Consider the following 17,910-nt stretch of genomic DNA (forward strand, 5'->3'; position numbering starts at 1 on the left):
AGCGTCGACCGCTTTTTCCAAAAGGGGCTTTAAACTCTTAGTTCCTTAATGGTTTGCCTTTGACTAGCATATGCTGCATGCGCTGCTGGGATTTTGGCTCGGCAACGAGGCTTAGGAAGGCTTCGCGTTCGAGGTCGAGGAGATATTGTTCGTCGACTTCGGTACCGAATGGAACTTTTCCTCCTGCGATGACGTAAGCAAGCTTCTTGGCGATCTTCATGTCGTGCTCGGAGATGTAGCCGGATAGCTGCATCGCCTGGGCGCCGAGGATGAGTGCGGCATAGCCGGTTTCACCTGTGACCGGAACTTTCTTCCGGACTGGCGGCTTGTAGCCTCCTTCATACAAGGCAAGTGCTGCCTGCTTGGCATCATAGAGCTGGTGGTCGCTGTTTGCCGAGATGCCGTCTGCGAAGTTCAGGAAGTTGTTTTCGCGTGCTTCGGCTCCGGACATGGAGACTTTCGCTGTCGCGATGGTTTCGAATACTTTGGCTGCGACCTTCATGAGGTCGAAGTCGACTCCTTTAGGCAGCGAGTTGAGGTGCTTGATGTAAAGCTCCTTGTTGCCGCCTCCGCCAGGGATTAGCCCGACACCTGCTTCAACGAGACCCATGTAGGTTTCCATGCTTGCCTGGATGTGGGCTGCTGGCAGACAGACTTCAGCTCCGCCGCCGAGTGTCATCTGGAATGGTGCAGCGACGACTGGCTTTGGCGAGTATTTGATTTTCATCATGGTGTTCTGGAACATCTTGACGACCATGTCGAGATCCCAGATGTTGTCATCCTGGGCTTCCATCAGAATCATCGCCAGGTTTGCGCCGACGCAGAAGTTCTTGCCCTGGTTGCCGATGACGAGCCCTTTGTAGTTCTTTTCAACTTCGTCGATGGCGAAGTTGATCATTTGAAGAATGTCAGGACCGATTGCATTGCTCTGTGAATGGAACTCGAGCAGGAGGACGCCGTCGCCGATGTCGATCAGGCTTGCGCCGGAGTTCTTTTTGATGACGCCTTTTTCCTTTTTGATTGCTTTCAGGTCGATTACCTTCGGATTGACTTCGAGCGGTTTGTATTCGCCGTTGTCGTAGTAGGTGTTTTCTTTATAGAAGCTTGTGCGGCCAGCTGCGAGCATATCGTAGATCCAGCCAGGAACTGTGCGGCCCTCTTCCTGCATTTTCGCAACAGATTTTTCAAGGCCGATTGCATCCCATGTTTCGAATGGCCCCTGTTCCCAGCCGAAGCCCCACTTCATCGCGCGGTCGATGGACGGAATGTCATCGGCAATGGTGCCGAGCAGGTCCGCTGAGTAGATGAGAACCGGACTGAAGATGTTCCAGAGCAGTTCACCGGCGCGGTCGTTTGCGTATACAAGCGCTTTCAATTTATTCGCTGTGCCTTTTTCTTGTTTTGCCATTTCTGTTGCCGCGGTTTTCAGCTGCTTACGCGGTCCGTATGTGAGTGTTGCTGGATCCAGTTCAAGGATTTCCTTACCTTGCTTCAGGAAGAAGCCCTGGCCGGATTTGCTGCCAAGCCAGCCGTTCTTCAGCATCTCGTTCATAAATGCCGGTACTGTGAAGACTTCCTTTTCTTCGCCTACTGCCCCATCCCAGACGTTTTTGGCTACATGGACAAAGGTGTCGAGTCCGACAACGTCAAGTGTACGGAAGGTTGCCGATTTCGGACGGCCGATTAGCGGACCTGTAATGGAATCAACTTCGCCGACGGAGTAGCCGCCTTTCAGCATTTCCCTCAGTGTGACGAGCAGGCCGTAGGTGCCGATTCGGTTGGCGATGAAGTTTGGCGTGTCTTTCGCAACGACAACGCCTTTGCCGAGCACGTCTTCACCGAAGGTTTTCATGAAGCTGAGTACTTCGGGGTCGGTGTGCTGGGTTGGGATGACTTCGAGCAATTTTAGGTATCTTGGCGGGTTGAAGAAGTGGGTGCCTAGGAAGTGTTTCTGGAAATCCTCGCTGCGCCCTTCCGCCATTGCTTCGACCGAGATGCCGGAAGTGTTGGATGAGACGATGCTGCCTGTTTTACGGTACTGGTCGACTTTTTCAAATACTTGCTTTTTTAAGGTGAGGTTCTCAGTGACGACTTCGATGATCCAGTCGACATCTTTGATGCGCTGGATGTCGTCCTCAAGGTTGCCTGCTTCGATGAGGTTCAAGTTTTCTTTGACTGTGAGTGGTGCCGGCTTTTGCTTGAGCAGCTTTTGGAGCGACTCGGTGGCGATCCGGTTGCGGACTTGTTTGTCTTCGAGTGTGAGTCCCTTTGTCTGTTCTGCGGCGGTCAGTTCTCTTGGGACGATGTCGAGGACAAGTGTCGGGATGCCGATGTTCGCGAGGTGTGCGGCGATCCCTGAGCCCATGACGCCAGAGCCAAGCACGGCAGCTTTTCTAATCGATTGAATCACATTTGTCTCCCCCTTCTTTGCGTTCATTGATTCGTTGACTCGATGGTCGTTGAGTTGGTTAATGGTTGGTCGTTGAGTCGTTGAATGAATGCTCATTCATTTTCTGAGCAAAAAAATTTTGCCCTGTTGGATGATTGAGCCTCTTTACTTCTAATAATAAAATATTTAGAAAATTGGTGCAACATTTAAGTTCAATATCGTATAAATTTTAACATTTAAGGCCTGACGTGGTGAATAAATAACCTTAGAATCCATACCAATAAAATGTGTTATCAAGAAAGGAGATTGTTCCGAAGAAGAATCTCCTTTTTTAACATTTTTAATCTTATAACTTACTACGCCTCTATCCCTTCTACTGGTCCTCTTCCATTCCTAACACGAATGCAGTTGTCAATTGTTGCCCTCATTTCGTTTACGTCAGGTTCCTGGCCATTGTTTGCGATAGATTTAAAATAATACTCTAAAACTAACTGAAAAAGAAATCCTGTACGTGGTATGTTTAAAGTTTGAACCAAATTTTCAATACAATCCATTATTCGTTGTAAAACAAAGCCTCCTCCTAGGGAGCCCAGTGAGGTAAAGTAATTTTTCATTTCCATCTCGGAAAATCCGGATAATTCAATTGAAGATGTATATAAGCCTGTTTCTTCCAACTCCAATACTGATTTGCGTCCCGACAGAATCCAGCTAACGTTATCTAGTTTTTTTATTAGCCTTTTGATAAATTCCATCCCTTCTTTACTTATAAATTCGTTGTCATCCAAAAGAAAAATTAACTTTAATTGCATAATAGCAAATTTATTAAATTCACTAATCCACATCGATAGAATGTCATCTACTATTTCATTTAAATTGGCAGTAAAATCGTGCTTTGAACCATCTCTAGGTGCTTGGTCAATCCACAATGAAAAGTCTTCCCCCCATATTTTTGCGGAAGGGAAAGTATTTTTATTATTTGCCTCTAGCAATTTATTAAAGTTGGTAAAGTTCGCTCCATATTTACTTGATAACTCATGTGCAATCTTGATTAAAATACTTTTAGGATTACTATAATCAAAATTTGTAAACCTTGTAGTTATATAATTATTACTTTCTAGAATGTCCAAGCATTTGTAAGAGAAAGCTGTTTTTCCAATCCCTCCAGGACCATATACATTTACAATCACTTTTTCTTCTCGCTGGATAAAGTTAAGTAATTGATCCATTTCTCTATCTCTAGAAATGAAAATTCTCTTATCATTATCAGGGAAAAGCCGGGAAAAAATTTGATATTGCCAGTTATCAAATTCTCTACTGTTTAGTGCTCTTTTACCAAAATAAAAAGATTCAATAAATAATTCGAGGTTGTCCATCTTTTCTAAAGACATTAATTGGTTGCTAAAATACTCGAACACTATTTTATTTGCTCGTTTTAAAAGTTCAGGTGATTCTGTTTTTAGTTCATTCACTAACACTTCACGCATCAAATTATGCATGGTCCATGTGTTAGGTTTGTTTGATACATCATTGATAAAGGAAAAACGAAATAAATTATTGTACGCGGTAATAGGATATTGAGTATGAAATTCTACTACTAATTTTTCAAAGAGGGATAAATCCCAGTATCTTGGAACTGCAAGCATCTTTAAGGTTTCTTTTTCATTTGTATTTAAATATCGCAGGAATCTTTCTCTCAACCGCTCATCATTTACCGGAAAATCATCTTGTGTCAACTCCCTAACAGGGCTCACTTCATTGTAAATGTCTACAGCTAAATCTAAGTAAAAAGGAACACCTAAGCTGCTTTCCATAATATATGTTTGTATATTGGTATCTTTTATATCACAGGATTCTAAAAAAGATTCCATATCTTTATTAGATAAATTATCTAAAAGATGCGGATCCAATACGTCCTTCCAACCCTTATTGATATCCTCCCAATTCAGTTTTTCTCTGCCGAGTATTACCCATATAACCTCTGGGAGATTAGCAATAAGTTCACGAACCCATTCATCCCTCTTGTGGAAACTGCCAGTTTCTCTATTATCTTCCCAAAGCGCCTCATATGTATCAATAAAAATAACCACTGTAGTAGTAGAGTGCTTAATATATTCTTTAATGTCTTGGGCAAAAAAACCAGGTAAATATTTTTCTATTTCAGTTGGGGTTTTGCTATCGAGACTTTCTGCAATTTTGTTCCCACTTCTATTCCACCAGTCTTTTAAATATTTATTCCAAGTAGAACTTGCAAATTTAAGTGACTTTCCTATCCAACCAACCACTGGGGCATCCTCAATTACTGAAATCACCTCAGCTAAAAAGTCTCCATCCTCCAAGATAGAAGATAATCCAGAACCTTCATTTATTGGAACAAGTGGTTGCAGTTTCTTCCAGTAAATAGCATATGCCATTGCAAAATTCTTGAACTCTATATCAGCTGTCTTTCTTAACTCAGTACATAAATGAATCATTGCTGCACCTTGCTCACGAAATTTTTTAGTTTCAAAATTAAGTGTACAATGATAATGCTCAGTATGATTTACGATAATTTGTTCTAATTCTTCACGAAGACGACTCTTTCCAATTCCTCCAACACCATAGAAATTAAGAACAATATATTTTTCCAAATGATCTGTTTTATAATTTATTACCTTCCAAAAAGAATCCCTTGGTTTCTCTCTATCAGTAAATTTCCGTGTGGCTCTAGGTTTTTCAATTAGGCTCTCTATTGGAAACTGTGGTTTTATCATACGATAACTATCCCCCTTAAAAATTATAATAAATACATTTATAACTCTGAGATGATGTCTAGTGATGGATGTTGTAGTACTCAAGTAAGTGTGTTTATTTCCTTACTTACAGCATGTTACTTCGATATCAGTTGGGACTTAACCCTTGGAGCTAATTTGCTATTGTGCCAGAGACTGAGTTAGGCAGAATAGCCAAATTAAAGAACACTCTTGATGGCTTGAAAGGCTCTTTAGTTAACTTTCTCTTGCTTACCTGCTTTGAATTATCTTCCTTGTTCCGCTTTCCATTGTGCATATTCTTTTCGCATGCATGCTCCGCATGGGCGGTAGCCGGCTGCAATGGCGGTTTCCTCATCGGCAAAGAAGACCCGGGTTTCCACATACCCTCCCTGTTTTATCGCTCTTAATGCAGCATGGCAATCGAGCCGTCCATAGATTTTGGCCTTCCCGTTCCCTCCCACGGTTCCGGGTGTTGCACTCTGGTATGGCTGGCGGTTTGCATCAAGCAAGGTGTACATTTTTCCATTCATCCTATTCACTCCTCTTCACTGCTCCCGTTTTTGTGAATTTCACTATAGATAAAATGATACTTCAAAGAATGCCATTTGCAATTCAAAATATAACTAAAATTCTCGAAATTTTTAGATATTTAGAACCGTACCATATTTTAATCATAGAGTCGAAAAGAACCACATGCTACAAAAGTATTTAGTAATATATTCCTGTTTTTCCTTTAATGTATTGACTCGTTAATCTAGTAAGCTATAATTCAACTTAACAAAAGCATACTAATTTTATAGAAATACTCACTTATCAAGAGCAGGCGGAGGGACAAGCCCTATGAAGCCCGGCAACCGGTCATTTTTTTAATGACACGGTGCTAATTCTTGCAGCATTTAGCTGAGAGATAAGAGAGAGGCACACTATTTTTGTGTAAAAACCTCTTTCTTTTGAAAGAGGTTTTTTTTATACAAAGTAACACACAGCCACTACATAAAAGGAGGATTTTCATTTGGAAACGAAACGAAAAAATGTGAAGAGAATTGTAGGGTCAGTGGTTTTAAGCGGGGTTTTGTTAACCAGCTCACTACCAGTAAATGTATTCGCTACAGAGGCGCATGCCGAAAGAAAACAAAGCCTGTTTAACTCCGAGCACTATGATTACCTCGTTTATGATGAGATTCAGGGTAAACTCAAAGAATTTAAAAAGAGTAAGAGAGTAAATGTTGAGGTAACAGGAAAGTCATCGACTGGAAGAAATCTTTATACAGTGACGGTATCAAGCGATGGGAAAACACAGGATGCTGAGTATAAAAAACTTAGAAAATTGATGAGTGAAAATCCTGAAAAAGCGAAGGAATTTTTGGAGGAAAATCCTCAAGTAAAGGCCCCAATTTTAATTCATGCTTCCATTCATGGAACTGAATTTGTTGGAACAGATGCTGCCCTTCAGCTAATTGAAAGATTTGCGTTTGAAAATGACCAGGAAACACAACAAATTCTCGATTCTTATACTCTCGTTTTTAATGTGAATGCAAATCCGGACGGCCGCATTGATGCCACACGATTCAATAGGCAGGGTATTGACCTTAACCGTGATTTTATTACACAGTCACAGCCAGAGACTCAGGCAGTTATTGAACAAATCACCGAGCTTAATCCGCTTGTATTACTTGATTTACACGGCTATGTAAAGCAGCGGGGTGTAAAAAACCATCCAGGTCTTATCCTGCCGGGTACGCCTCCACATAACCCGAATTATGAATACGACCTTCAATACAAATGGATGAATCAGCAGGCCGAAGCAATGGAAGCTGAGCTTGTAAGTGAAAGGGCAAATTACCAGACAGATCTTTATAAAACTATGGAAGGCACCCATATTCCGCTCCGTGATTCCAAGGACGGCTGGGATGTTTACCCGCCGATTTATACTCCAGCTTATGCCCAGCTCCATGGCACCTACGGCTTTACCCTGGAAGCACCAACGAATGATTGGGATGGAGTCAAGTGGCAGGTAGATGCAGTAACAGGGGCGCTTAACTTTGCTGTGGAAAATAAGCATTGGATGCTCGAAGACCAGCTTGAGATTCTGAATCGAGGCGAGGAAAATTATCATCCGAATTACGAGAATCAAAGTTTCCCTGAAGCCTATATTCTCCCAGTTAATGAAGCGGATCCGACTGTTACCGAAAAGGCCGTTCAGCATCTCCTGAACAATGATGTCGAAGTCCAGAAGGCAAACAAAGGGTTTACAGCTGAAGGAAAGACATATGAAGCCGGCACGTATATTGTTGATTTGAACCAGCCTAAAGCATCGGTTGCAAATGCATTCCTTTGGGACGGCGAGGATATCACGAACGATATAGCTGCTATGTATGACATTTCTGCATGGAGCCTGCCTGAATTGTGGGGCTTTGAAGCAGTTGAGGCAAAATCAGATTTTACTGTCCAGGCAAAGAGAGTCGATAAAGTGAAGACAAAGGGCCAATTGATTGGGAAAGGTCCTTATGTAATCCCGAACTCCTCAAACGCTGCTGTTCAACTCGTTAACGAGCTTGTTGGCAAAGAAATTCCTGTAAAACGAGATGTTCAGGGTAATTTTTATGTAGATACCAACCGGGGCAGCATTGAAAAGGAGGTAAAACAATCCGGCTTAACCGTACAATCGAGTTCAGCTGGCATTCCCACTGAAGCAGAAGCTATCACCAAAGTAAAGGTTGCTATTTTACGAGACGGCGGTATGGGGAAAGTACAATCCCACTCAGGCGTGAGAATTGCTCTCGAGCGCCTTGGCTTTGATGTAACCGAACTTCATCCGCAGCAGGTAGCTGCTTCAGGCCTTAATGGGTTCGATGTATTTGTGTATAGCGGAAGCGCAAATTTAGTCTCATTTAACTCCAGCACTGCCAACAAGGAATTTACTCTGGCAAATGAAGCGGAATACAACGCTTTTAAAGAAAACGTGAAAACATTTGTCGAACAGAACGGCAGATTTATTGCAGTCGGTGCGGGTGCTTCCCGTGTTGCAAAATCACTTGGGCTGACCGAGGTGAATGTAAATACAGGTTCTTCAAGCAGCAACGGTATTGTACGGGTTGACTATAAAGGGGCCGGAATCACAGCGGGATATGGAGGCAATGACGTGGGATTTGTTTATGGTCCTGTCTGGTATACGAATACAACCAATACAAATGTCGAAGCAACCTTTGCCGCAACTCCGGACTTTTTTGAATCCGGCCACTGGAAAAACCGTGAAGCAGCGTCAGGCCAGGCTGTTATTGTTGAAGAAAGAGACCGCCCTGTAACGCTCATTGGCCTGGAAGCAGGCTTCCGTAACCATACAGATTACTTATTCAGACTTCTATCGAATTCAATTTTTGACAAGTAAAAAACACCTTTAGAGGAAACTGTGCATGCATTCAATAAAGACGCGCTCCACATCGGAGTGCGTCTTTTTGGGTTCCTGCTTTTCCGTTTTTTTTGCACACTTTATTCATTTTATGAAGACATTTTTAAATTTACGGTACACCTTTTTTGTTTTATGAAGACTTTTTTCGTTTTATGTAACACTCTTTTCGTTTTATACGCAATCCGATTTGAAGTAGTCTCTTGGTAGATGCATTCCGGCCTGCCGTAATACTGGCAGACCGTTAAAGGATGAGTCGCTGAACAGATTGGATGGACTTTGGGCAATTTAGTAGGTGGGCGACATGAATGATTATTTGGATGTTTTTTCAGCAGCAATGGGGATTTTCAGGGTGCTGTGGATTATGTGTATTCGGATGAGGTGCATGCGTGGAGATAGGGTTACATATAAGAAAGCAGTTGGATTTAATTATGACTAAAGAATCAGGTAAAAAGTCTTGCTTATTGGTTGAATTATCCTATAATAGTGATATAAACCATAAATCGTACGATAATGGCAAAACCATTGAAAAATGGTGACGCAAAGCTATAGGGGCTAAGATCAATTTGATTATGCTCGCCAGCTTCCGAATACGGACTCCTACGATTTGTGTTCATTTAAGGAGGAACTATGGGGATTCATTTGTTATGGCCACAATTAAAAAGAAAATGGCATTCTTTAAGATTGAGATACCATGCTATACTACTCGAAGGCTGTCTGGATACCAAAATGAGATGCCAGTTAGAAAAGAGAATTTCCTATCATATGAGGAAATTAAGTGATTTTTGATGGAAGGCACCTTAAGGGGTGCTTTTTTACTTCCAACCTACTCCTATATCATTGGAGCTCAAATCAATAACAAGTTTAATTTTAGGACAATAAATATACCAATTACTCCATCTAACTTGTTCAAGTCTGTAAATGATGGTATTCATTCTTGTTTTCATAACATACTGATGGTGAAAATCAATAATATAGCATAAATCATTATTTAACTTTTGGGTTTTATTCAAGACCTCAATTAATGAACTTTAATAGTCAATAGAGGGAGAAAATATTGTTTTGTTAAAGATAAAGTCCCAGTTAATTTTTCCGCTATTCGTAAAGGGAAATCCTTCAACTAAATTTTTTTAGAGTCTTCTTTAGATAAAATTTCTACTTCCTCTTTATTACCATTTGGGAACAACTGATTAACGTCCTCTAAAAAATATTCATATTTCCTTTTTTCCTCTTCTTCCATTCTCTTTTGTTTTTGTATAATCACCAATTCCTTTAGCTGTTCTTTTCTTTCTTTATTATCCATATTCACCTAGTCTCCCAGACACTATTTCCTCCCGGTTCAAAATAACATATAAATCTCGACTGTTTATTTATGATCAGTAATCGTACCCGTTTGTTTAAGTAGGTTTTTTCACATACTTATTAAAGGAATACTACCCAGTTTATATCCAAGGGCAAATATTTAGTCCTTAAATTTTTGATCCAACTCATACCGTAAATCATCAATTTGATTAATGAAACCCTCCGCTATTTTTATGACCGCTGGATTTTCAGGTTCTGTAAAATCAATCTTGCCGATATACCTATAATCTGTAAGTGCGACTTTATCAATAAATTCCACTTTTTCTGGTCCCCAGTTTTTTTCATAAAAATCATTTACAAAGTCTCTCTCAATACTAGATATTGTATCAACCTTACTGAAAGCCCTTTTAAGAGTTTTGAGTGTCCGTTTTGCATCCTCATAAAACTCCCCTGTAAGCCTAATTTTCTTAGCCATTGTAAACTCCCCAATAAGAAAATTGTATAAATACTTTAACTAAACGGCCCCGTATGTTCAATAAGGAAATCAATAAAAATGCCGGTTAGTTCTGTTGAACAGGATTTTCCTAGTATCTGAACTTTATTAAGTAAAGGTTTTTAATGGTTTAGGAAGCAAGAAACAGGCTTTACCTATTTATCAAATCTTCTAATATTAGCATTCCAACTGTTATTTGCAGCCCATATCCCCAGTGGAACATTGACTATTACGCAGACAAAATATAAAACTATAACTTCAGTCAAATTGGAGAAGATTGTCTGTCCATAAAAAATCACATAGACAGTAAAAAACAGCGATACAAATACTCCGAATAACAGTATAGATTTTAAAATATATAATTTTTTGCCTTTAGATTTTATCCGCTTCCATTTTTCTTTTTTTCCTTCACTTTTTATAAGCCCTGCATCCATAGCCAAACCCCTCGTATCTATAAAACAATTTAAGTTAATCCCCTCGTTCTTAAGCTAACCTGCCCCGTTTGTTCAATAAGGAATTCAACAGAAAGGGTGGTTAATCCTTCCTGGATCAACACACCTGTCTCTACTTTTGTTCTATTTGTTCGACCTACGAAGCAATGGCTTAGTTTGGTTTATTTTCTTTTACTTTTACCATCTTCTTCTCATTACCACGTTTAAAGTTTCCCGTAATTTTAGCTAACAATAACTGGACTTCTATTATATTATCTTCAACTTCTTTAATTCTTGCTATAAGGCGTTCAGCATCATTATCCTTTATAATTTTAATTTGTTTACCATTGTAATAGATTGCTACCGTTCCTTTATTCGTTGTTTGGTAAGTAAAAGGTTCTTCACTTAATCTGTTTCGTTTATCTATTTCGCTCAATACATCATCTCCTAAATTCTTATAATTTCCAACATTATTTTCAAAGAGTCATTTGTATCACTTGTTTTTCTTTAAAACTTAATTCCTAGTATTCGGCAATTTCTTTTATTACTATCCTGCCCCGTTTGTTCAATAAGGAGTTCGAAAAAAAGGGCGGTTAATCCTTCCTGTTACAACGCACCTATTTGCTTCACAATCTCTCTTTTTCAGACTCAATGCTAAAGTCCGTTAAATATAAATGAAGAATTTAGAAACTGACAGCATAAAATATGAACTCATCAGTGAATAATCCGAGTAAATTATTTTCAAGCCCCAATCGATATAGATGGGGCTTTTTCTACATCTTTGTTTAACAGAACCTATAATGCAAAGAAAACCATCGGAGGGGTAATTTGTTATGGTAAAATGTAGAGGGGCACATAAGTAATTATAAGGGGGAATAAGGAATGAAAAAAAAGCTAATCATTGCAGGGTTAACATTAGTAGCTTCATTAGTATTTACACCTGTTGGGAATGAAGCACAAGCAAAAAAAGAGACTGCCAACAATGGTAATCATTATGGGTGGACAAAAAGCAATGGTAATCATTATGGTTTAGTGAAACAAGGAAAAATCAAGGAACAGCCGTCGGAACAGGTTTTTACTTATACGGCAGCCGATATTATGACAAATAAAGTGATAATGCAAGAGAATCAAACAATCTTGTTTGAAGGGTATACTCTTAAATACACTAAAGACAGTTATACCGTATTGAAAAATGATACCTTGATTAGCACCGGTTTAGTTTTGGACACAGAAGAAGTTTGGCTACACTATGATCCTGCCGGCACCTACATAGCGTTGACCGTCAATAATAATAATACTGGCTATTGGAATAGTGTTCCATTGATTCTTGCATATGAAAGAGGAGAATACTCAGGTTTGGGAAATTACTTGAGTGGTTCCGAATATAGGGATACCATTTTTCTAAGTGGATATTATGTAAATTTCAATAAAGAAACTAATACAGTTACCATAACAAAAGATGGTTTAGTAATTGAAGAATACCATTATCCGAAAATTGATAGGGTGTTAGTTATGCACCAATCACAAACCGATTTAATAACATTGGAAATAAATGATGTTTTGGTATATACATTCGACATCTAATCGAAGAAAAAAAAGAATTTCTTCTCTCGTTAACAGGTTCTATAAAAAAGAAGCAGCCAGTTTCAGCGGTTCGCTTCTTTTTTGCTTAATGAATAGGAAAATGCTCAAATCAAACAGGCATTTCCATAATCTTCATCATATAGATCAATCTGCAAAACCAAAATCCCTTTTAATTTAACAATTAGCAATTTGTAACTTAGCGTAACTAAACCCTATTCTCCTATGTAATCGAAAGACTTTCATAATTGTATTATGGACCTTTGATTATTCATTTTGATTAACTTCTCAGATCCTAAATTAAGTTAATATTTAGTTCGACAGTGAGTAAAAAAATTCGTTCTTCAACTAATGCTGCCTCGTTAGTTAAAAGCCACTAACAGGCAGCTAATGTTACGTGTACTTCTATTTCGTTTTAGTAAATTGTCTTGCAAAAAATAATAAAACGATGGAGACTAGTAGGTATATAAAGGAATGAATTCCTACTACATATCCCATTTTCCCACTAACATTCTCAACACTGGCTAGAACAAAAATATAAATGGAATATAACATCGGCAATAACGAGAGTATCCAAGATACAATAGGTAATTTCTTGCTACTAATTCTAACTAAGAATAATAGAATTAAGAAGGGTAAAACAAAGTAGGTTATGATCCAGGTAAAGAAATACAATTTATTGCCTCCTGAAATCCTCAGATTCAACAACCTAATTTTACCATATTACTTCGGGCATTATATTGTTTTATTAAACTCCCTCAATAAGAAGGAAAAGCGCCGGAACCTGACATTATTTTTTCCTTCCCGGATCAACCCATCCCGGTTATAAGCCCGGAATAGGGAACTGTTACTTAAAGGGTATGGCTCATCTTTAAACTTTTGTTTAATTTTCGACTAATGGTAGATGTCCAAGTACCAGCCCCCTGTACAAAACGACAAGTGCATGAAATAGGTCGGTTTTTTACCTAATCCATTTTGGACGAATCGACATTCCCCACATTAAAAGAGTGATATTATCCTGAAAAAGGCATGTGGGGTGAGGTTGGTATGAGTTACTTTCATACATTAAAAGAAAAATGGCATAAAGTTAGGCTGTTTTATCTTAACTTGATTGTGAATGACTGCCTTGATCCAAAGCTTAAGCGGGATTTGATTCGGAAGATAGACTATCATCAGCAAAGAGTTACTGATTAAGCAATGGTTTGGCATTGCTAGTACATATGCAAAAAGGCTGGCATGATAGCCAGCCTGAACATTGTTTTTTTTCAAAAAGAAGGCTTACATTTCTTCTGGTGCTTGCAGGCCCAGTAAGCGGAGTCCTTCTTTAAGTGTGAGTACCACTGTATAGACTAGGGTCAAGGGCGTTACGCTCCCAGCATGCCAAAAGAAAATCCCGTATAGAATAATAGATAAACGGATGAAGATTTTTTGAAATCTTCATCCGTTTTTTATTTTAGCCAGCTTTGTTTCGGCTTGACCTTTTCAAACCTAATTGAATTAGATCCTTCGGAATAAATAATATTATTATCGTAACTACAATACTGTATGTTGCATAGTATAGAGTGCATAGTGTATTATATACAGTAACAAGGAGGTGTAGGATGAGTACTTTACTGAATTCATTGATTACAGAGCTTAGAAGAGGAACATTGACATTGGCTGTACTTAGTCAGTTGCGTACTCCTCAATATGGCTATTCATTAGTACAGCGGCTGGAAAGTTCAAATATCTCAATTGACCAAAGTACCTTATATCCCCTTTTGCGCCGTTTAGAAAAGCAGGAACTCGTCACGAGCAGCTGGGACACGTCGGAGAGCAGGCCTCGAAAGTATTATGTATTAAGCGACTATGGAGTAGAGATTTTTACACAGCTAAAAGAGGAATGGCTAAAAAATTCAAAAGAGCTCTATGAGTTGCTCAAAGGAGAGGAAGACGAATGAATCTGATTGATGTGTATATTCAGGAAGTGACTCGAAGACTGCCTGAAAAAAGTCGCGAGGATATTGCTCTTGAATTGCGTTCCACCATTGAGGATATGCTGCCTGATCATTACAGTGAAGAAGACGTGAAATCAGTGCTGCAAAAAATGGGGAGCCCTGCTGCACTTGCCATCGGGTATCGCGACCAACCGATGCATTTAATTGGGCCGCGTTATTATGATGTCTATATCTCATTATTAAAAATGATTTTACCGATTGCCTCTGTGATTGCTTTCATTTCAGTGATGGCTGAATATAAAAACGGATTTAATGGCGAGGAAGCGGTTATTAATATCATTTTGGATATCATCGGACTTGGAATTTGGAGAATCATTGATGTAGTAATGCAGACTTTCTTTTGGTTGACAGTCGTTTTCGCTGTTATTGAACGTGTTGATAAAGACAAAGATAACCAACCGTTAACTTCAGCCCTTAAGAAATGGTCACCTGAGGATTTAAAGAACATTGCCTATATTCCGAAGAAAAAGGCAATATCAAAATTCGAGGTGTTTTTCGGACTATTGTGGACTGCAATATGGGCCACCCTCTACTTCTATGCGAACCAACTCATTGGTATATATGAAGGCGGAAAAGACGGCTTAACATTCGTTGCTCCGGTATTCAATCAAGAAATTTGGCTGCAATATTGGCCATTGGTTGCAGCTCTGATTGCTTTTGAGATTGCGCTATCAGTCTATAAATTCATTAAAGGCCAATGGACGAAAAGATTGGCAATCGTAAACGCCATACATGAATTTGTCGCAACTGTGATCTTCTCCATCATTTTACTAACCCCTAACATCTTTAATCCAGAATTTCTACATTACAAAAATGAGTTCGAAAATATTGATTCTTGGCTAATCTCTCTAATTATCATCGTCTTTAGTGTATCTGCAGTAATTAATTCGTTTGATGGTTTCAAAAAGGCCAGGGCCACTGTGAAGTAACCGACGTCCATATTAGGCACCCTTTTAGATAGTTAGGGGTGCCTTGAATTTGATTATTGTATTTTTGCATATGCTGGATTGTACAGGCATTAATATTTTGGTGTTCTTGGCAAACTAGAACCGTCGCTAATTAATTTTCGTTCATACATACTTTTTAAAGTTTCATGAGCTTGTTACGGCTTCCTCATTAGAATCCATCATGCGTTTCTTGTCTTCCATCTTAAATCAAGTGCCTCCCTTGTATTTTGCCTAGGCCAACCTCCACTGGCCAATGGTACATTTTGTGCGCGGCTTCTAAGAAATTTTTTAAGAGAATGTAAAATATTCACATTACCCTTGCATTACAAGGTAAAGTTTTGTATGATTTCCCTATACCTTGTAATACATGATAATTAGAATGGTGGAAAATGAATGTCAGAAACTCAAATGATGAAGGGGATATTGGATGGGTGTCTCTTGGCGATTATCAAGGAGAAAGAGTGTTATGGATATGAGATGGCAGAGCGTTTAAGTGAGTATGGCTTTGGTACGATCAGCGAAGGAACCATTTACCCGTTATTGTTGAGAATGCAGCGTGAAGGGCTTGTCACTTTTGTTCGTAGAGAATCAATAGCTGGTCCGAAGAGAAAATACTATTCATTAACTACGAAAGGGCAGCAAGCCTTGACCGATTTTATCATGAGATGGAATGAGCTTGAGAAAAGTGTTAACGCAGCCATTAAGAAAGAAAGAAATGAATGAGGTGAAAAGAGTGGAACAACTTCAACTATCCGAGAAGAGCAGGAAATTCATTGATGATTTAAGGCTTTACTTGTTTTCTAGTGGAAAAAATGATCAAGAGATTAAAGAAATTGCTGAAGAACTTGAAGATCACCTATACGAAGCTGAAGTAAACGGGAAATCGATTGATCGAATTATTGGACGTTCGCCCAAGGAGTATATGATGAGTATCTCCAGTGAAATGAAGACCGATTATAAAGCATGGGCAAAATACGTTCCTCCCGTGATCATTGGTGCTATGTCCTATTTTGTGTTTGGGGATCTTCTGCAAGGTACATTGAACTATAGTCTATTAAAAATTGCAGGAACGGTTGTCTATTGTATTCTCTTCCTTGTAAGTGTACTGTTCGCTTTTCGCTTTATGGCAAGAAATCAAGTTTCTAAACTTAAAGAGTTTTTAATTTTACTATTGCCAACATTTATAGGTACATTCTTTTTTGGTGGCATCATCATTGCGGATTCACTTTACCCCACACCCATCATTCACTTTGGCACGTTGGGGAGTATTATTACTGGCGTGCTTTTTCTTGGTTTTGTGGTCATTTTTTCGATTCGGGCTAAAACCACTATCCTGCCTGTGGTCTTAATCGCACTTCACCTGCCAACCCTGCTATTGTCACACACTTCTTTCAGCGAAATTACACAATTGATTGTAGGGTGGATTATAACCTATCTACTAATCATCGTATATCTATTTTTTATGCTCAAAAAAGAAAAAGGCTAATGGGGAAGGTTCTTGTTTGAATGAGAAGTTGGCGGATAGGTGAAACTGGCAGACGAGAACCATCCCAAAATTGTTCCTTAATATAAACAACCCCCTGGCGTAAAATTGCTCATAAAAAGGTGCACATAGAAATGCAAGATTATTTAGATGTTCGAATTATATCTTTACCCTACATATTACGATTACACCCATCAGACCACAATAAAGGAGTTGTATAAAATGAATGAAAATAAAGGTACAGAAATAAAACGCTCTTCGAAAGCAGAAAACATACTACCTCAGATCAATAGTAAAACTAAGCTAGGCGATTTACGAAAAATCGCGAAGGACATTAAAAAAGATCACGAACTAGCTATGGAACTTTGGTCAACCAAAGAGTTTTTGCCCAGACTATTAGCAATCTTAATTATGGATAAAAAACTTCTTTCACAAGATGTGCTAAATAAGCTTGATAAGGATATGCAGACTCACACTTTTGATGAGCGAAATAACTTAATGGATTGGTTAATGGCTAATCAGCTCACCAAAGACAAGAAGACAATTGCATTGATGGAGTCATGGGAAAATAGCCCTTCTGCTCTTCAAAGGCGAGCTTTCTGGTATTATCAAGGGCGATTGAGATGGACTGGACAAACACCGCCTGATAACACCGCAGACTTACTATCTACATTAGAAGCTAATATTACGCAGGAAGAACCGGAAGTTCAATGGGCTATGAATTTCACCGCAGGCTGGATAGGCGTTTATGATGAAAAGAATCGTGCACGTTGTATTAAACTTGGTGAGAAAACGGGTCTTTACAAAGATGAAATAGTAGCAAAAGGATGTACTCCCAGCTATTTACCGGAGTTCATTACGATTGAAGTTAACAAACGACATAATAATTAGTTACTTTTGAAAATTTATTAAGGTTTAATGCAAAAAATAAAGGAATTCAATGCCTCATATGAAAATTGTAATAGGCTTGGACCGAAAAATAAAGAAAACAACGCGTTATGGCAGCTAGTTAGTGAAATATGCAAGGAAAATGTAAATGATTAACTCACTATCTCTTTTTGATCTGTAGGGCGCTTATCTTTAAGAAGAACAACTTTCCAACTGCACAGTACAACGATACTATTCAATAGA

The 17,910-nt window shown here is 39.0% G+C and carries 15 protein-coding genes and 2 riboswitches; of the genes, 8 read left to right on the forward strand and 7 right to left on the reverse strand.

Features of this window, described 5'->3' with window-relative positions:
- Positions 1-37 precede the first annotated feature (37 nt).
- From TY16_RS07350 to TY16_RS07360, 3 genes are all read right to left on the reverse strand, one after another.
- Positions 38-2,407, reverse strand: coding sequence for a 3-hydroxyacyl-CoA dehydrogenase/enoyl-CoA hydratase family protein (locus TY16_RS07350; RefSeq protein ID WP_197028463.1), 2,370 nt, complete (start codon positions 2,405-2,407; stop codon positions 38-40).
- A 338-nt stretch (positions 2,408-2,745) separates the two neighbouring features.
- Positions 2,746-5,139, reverse strand: a complete 2,394-nt coding sequence (locus TY16_RS07355; protein WP_043931182.1) for an ATP-binding protein — start codon at positions 5,137-5,139, stop codon at positions 2,746-2,748.
- A gap of 263 nt (positions 5,140-5,402) precedes the next feature.
- On the reverse strand, positions 5,403-5,669 hold the full coding sequence (locus tag TY16_RS07360) for an Ada metal-binding domain-containing protein (RefSeq protein ID WP_043931183.1): 267 nt from the start codon (positions 5,667-5,669) through the stop codon (positions 5,403-5,405).
- A gap of 277 nt (positions 5,670-5,946) precedes the next feature.
- Positions 5,947-6,053: riboswitch (SAM riboswitch) on the forward strand.
- Positions 6,054-6,151: 98 nt separating this feature from the next.
- On the opposite strand from TY16_RS07360, the gene TY16_RS07365 reads away from it, so the two are divergent.
- The gene (locus TY16_RS07365; protein WP_043931185.1) at positions 6,152-8,527 is read left to right on the forward strand and encodes a M14 family zinc carboxypeptidase; all 2,376 of its coding nucleotides are present in this window, start codon (positions 6,152-6,154) and stop codon (positions 8,525-8,527) included.
- 523 nt (positions 8,528-9,050) lie between these two features.
- Positions 9,051-9,136, forward strand: a riboswitch (cyclic di-GMP riboswitch).
- Positions 9,137-9,665: 529 nt separating this feature from the next.
- Here the strand turns inward: TY16_RS07365 and TY16_RS07370 are convergent.
- The 4 genes from TY16_RS07370 to TY16_RS07385 all read right to left on the reverse strand — a co-directional run bounded on the left by TY16_RS07370 (position 9,666) and on the right by TY16_RS07385 (position 11,207).
- Entirely contained in the window at positions 9,666-9,848 is a 183-nt protein-coding gene (locus TY16_RS07370; RefSeq protein WP_043931186.1) for a hypothetical protein, read from the reverse strand.
- Positions 9,849-10,007: 159 nt separating this feature from the next.
- Positions 10,008-10,322 carry a hypothetical protein gene (locus tag TY16_RS07375; protein ID WP_043931187.1) on the reverse strand — a complete coding sequence of 105 codons (315 nt, stop codon included), beginning with the start codon at positions 10,320-10,322 and terminating at the stop codon, positions 10,008-10,010.
- 173 nt (positions 10,323-10,495) lie between these two features.
- On the reverse strand, positions 10,496-10,774 hold the full coding sequence (locus TY16_RS07380) for a hypothetical protein (RefSeq protein ID WP_043931188.1): 279 nt from the start codon (positions 10,772-10,774) through the stop codon (positions 10,496-10,498).
- A gap of 169 nt (positions 10,775-10,943) precedes the next feature.
- Positions 10,944-11,207 (reverse strand): hypothetical protein, encoded by a 264-nt coding sequence (locus TY16_RS07385; RefSeq protein WP_043931189.1) that lies wholly within the window; start codon positions 11,205-11,207, stop codon positions 10,944-10,946.
- Positions 11,208-11,653: 446 nt separating this feature from the next.
- Between TY16_RS07385 and TY16_RS07390 the strand changes: the two genes are divergently transcribed.
- The 7 genes from TY16_RS07390 to TY16_RS07420 all read left to right on the forward strand — a co-directional run bounded on the left by TY16_RS07390 (position 11,654) and on the right by TY16_RS07420 (position 17,670).
- On the forward strand, positions 11,654-12,355 hold the full coding sequence (locus tag TY16_RS07390) for a hypothetical protein (protein ID WP_043931191.1): 702 nt from the start codon (positions 11,654-11,656) through the stop codon (positions 12,353-12,355).
- A 1,044-nt stretch (positions 12,356-13,399) separates the two neighbouring features.
- Positions 13,400-13,546 (forward strand): hypothetical protein, encoded by a 147-nt coding sequence (locus tag TY16_RS26105; RefSeq protein ID WP_155922182.1) that lies wholly within the window; start codon positions 13,400-13,402, stop codon positions 13,544-13,546.
- Positions 13,547-13,953: 407 nt separating this feature from the next.
- On the forward strand, positions 13,954-14,292 hold the full coding sequence (locus TY16_RS07400) for a PadR family transcriptional regulator (RefSeq protein WP_043931193.1): 339 nt from the start codon (positions 13,954-13,956) through the stop codon (positions 14,290-14,292).
- Complete coding sequence (locus TY16_RS07405) at positions 14,289-15,278, forward strand: HAAS signaling domain-containing protein (RefSeq protein ID WP_043931194.1); 990 nt, start codon at positions 14,289-14,291, stop codon at positions 15,276-15,278. The genes TY16_RS07400 and TY16_RS07405 overlap by 4 nt, the downstream gene beginning before the upstream one ends.
- 411 nt (positions 15,279-15,689) lie before the next feature.
- Positions 15,690-16,019, forward strand: coding sequence for a PadR family transcriptional regulator (locus tag TY16_RS07410; protein WP_043931196.1), 330 nt, complete (start codon positions 15,690-15,692; stop codon positions 16,017-16,019).
- Complete coding sequence (locus tag TY16_RS07415) at positions 15,982-16,782, forward strand: HAAS domain-containing protein (RefSeq protein WP_442853246.1); 801 nt, start codon at positions 15,982-15,984, stop codon at positions 16,780-16,782. Before TY16_RS07410 ends, TY16_RS07415 begins: the two co-directional genes overlap by 38 nt.
- Before the next feature lie 219 nt (positions 16,783-17,001).
- Positions 17,002-17,670, forward strand: coding sequence for a DNA alkylation repair protein (locus TY16_RS07420; RefSeq protein WP_043931198.1), 669 nt, complete (start codon positions 17,002-17,004; stop codon positions 17,668-17,670).
- Positions 17,671-17,910 lie beyond the last annotated feature (240 nt).

The sequence above is a fragment of the Bacillus sp. EB01 genome, assembly GCF_000613125.1.
Taxonomy (GTDB): domain Bacteria; phylum Bacillota; class Bacilli; order Bacillales; family Cytobacillaceae; genus Bacillus_D.

Bases quoted from the DNA above. Each gene is read 5' to 3' on its own strand.
- TY16_RS07355 (WP_043931182.1), bottom strand. From the start codon at position 5,139: ATGATAAAACCACAGTTTCCAATAGAGAGCCTAATTGAAAAACCTAGA.
- TY16_RS07360 (WP_043931183.1), bottom strand. From the start codon at position 5,669: ATGAATGGAAAAATGTACACCTTGCTTGATGCAAACCGCCAGCCATAC.
- TY16_RS07370 (WP_043931186.1), bottom strand. From the start codon at position 9,848: ATGGATAATAAAGAAAGAAAAGAACAGCTAAAGGAATTGGTGATTATA.
- TY16_RS07375 (WP_043931187.1), bottom strand. From the start codon at position 10,322: ATGGCTAAGAAAATTAGGCTTACAGGGGAGTTTTATGAGGATGCAAAA.
- TY16_RS07380 (WP_043931188.1), bottom strand. From the start codon at position 10,774: ATGGATGCAGGGCTTATAAAAAGTGAAGGAAAAAAAGAAAAATGGAAG.
- TY16_RS07390 (WP_043931191.1), top strand. From the start codon at position 11,654: ATGAAAAAAAAGCTAATCATTGCAGGGTTAACATTAGTAGCTTCATTA.
- TY16_RS26105 (WP_155922182.1), top strand. From the start codon at position 13,400: ATGAGTTACTTTCATACATTAAAAGAAAAATGGCATAAAGTTAGGCTG.
- TY16_RS07400 (WP_043931193.1), top strand. From the start codon at position 13,954: ATGAGTACTTTACTGAATTCATTGATTACAGAGCTTAGAAGAGGAACA.
- TY16_RS07405 (WP_043931194.1), top strand. From the start codon at position 14,289: ATGAATCTGATTGATGTGTATATTCAGGAAGTGACTCGAAGACTGCCT.
- TY16_RS07410 (WP_043931196.1), top strand. From the start codon at position 15,690: ATGTCAGAAACTCAAATGATGAAGGGGATATTGGATGGGTGTCTCTTG.
- TY16_RS07420 (WP_043931198.1), top strand. From the start codon at position 17,002: ATGAATGAAAATAAAGGTACAGAAATAAAACGCTCTTCGAAAGCAGAA.